Source organism: Streptomyces sp. NPDC002623 (assembly GCF_053592635.1).
The window spans coordinates 1-1,350 of record NZ_JBSFWB010000098.1 but is presented as its reverse complement, the minus strand read 5'-3'; the positions used below and the strand labels follow the sequence as shown (position 1 = coordinate 1,350).

Here is a 1,350-nt window from a genome sequence, read left to right as displayed (position 1 = left end):
CCGTCCTACACCCTTACCCCGGGACAACCACCGCCCGGGATGGACTACCTTCCTGCGTCACCCCATCACTCACCTACTACAAGTCTGGTCCGTCGGCTCCACCACTTTCCATTCCCCGAAGGGTCCGGAACGGCTTCACGGACTTAGCATCGCCTGATTCAATGTTTGACGCTTCACAGCGGGTACCGGAATATCAACCGGTTATCCATCGACTACGCCTGTCGGCCTCGCCTTAGGTCCCGACTTACCCTGGGCAGATCAGCTTGACCCAGGAACCCTTAGTCAATCGGCGCACACGTTTCTCACGTGTGAATCGCTACTCATGCCTGCATTCTCACTCGTGAACCGTCCACCACTGCCTTCCGGCGCGGCTTCACCCGGCACACGACGCTCCCCTACCCATCACAGCAGGCGTTGGCCCTATAGCTGCAATGACACGACTTCGGCGGTACGCTTGAGCCCCGCTACATTGTCGGCGCGGAATCACTAGACCAGTGAGCTATTACGCACTCTTTCAAGGGTGGCTGCTTCTAAGCCAACCTCCTGGTTGTCTGTGCGACTCCACATCCTTTCCCACTTAGCGTACGCTTAGGGGCCTTAGTCGATGCTCTGGGCTGTTTCCCTCTCGACCATGGAGCTTATCCCCCACAGTCTCACTGCCGCGCTCTCACTTACCGGCATTCGGAGTTTGGCTAAGGTCAGTAACCCGGTAGGGCCCATCGCCTATCCAGTGCTCTACCTCCGGCAAGAAACACACGACGCTGCACCTAAATGCATTTCGGGGAGAACCAGCTATCACGGAGTTTGATTGGCCTTTCACCCCTAACCACAGGTCATCCCCCAGGTTTTCAACCCTGGTGGGTTCGGTCCTCCACGAAGTCTTACCTCCGCTTCAACCTGCCCATGGCTAGATCACTCCGCTTCGGGTCTTGAGCGTGCTACTGAAACGCCCTGTTCGGACTCGCTTTCGCTACGGCTACCCCACCCGGGTTAACCTCGCAACACACCGCAAACTCGCAGGCTCATTCTTCAAAAGGCACGCAGTCACGACGCACCAAGCAAGCTTGATGCGCGACGCTCCCACGGCTTGTAGGCACACGGTTTCAGGTACTATTTCACTCCGCTCCCGCGGTACTTTTCACCATTCCCTCACGGTACTATCCGCTATCGGTCACCAGGGAATATTTAGGCTTAGCGGGTGGTCCCGCCAGATTCACACGGGATTTCTCGGGCCCCGTGCTACTTGGGTGTCTCTCAAACGAGCCGTTGACGTTTCGACTACGGGGGTCTTACCCTCTACGCCGGACCTTTCGCATGTCCTTCGCCTACATCAACGGTTTCTGACTCGTC

General features: G+C 57.3%; 1 rRNA gene (only partly in view). It reads right to left on the bottom strand.

Annotated features, from left to right (window positions below):
- Positions 1-1,350: ribosomal RNA gene (locus ACWD4O_RS48640) — 23S ribosomal RNA — on the bottom strand; its annotated part reaches 1,493 nt to the left of the window's first position; the annotation flags it as partial.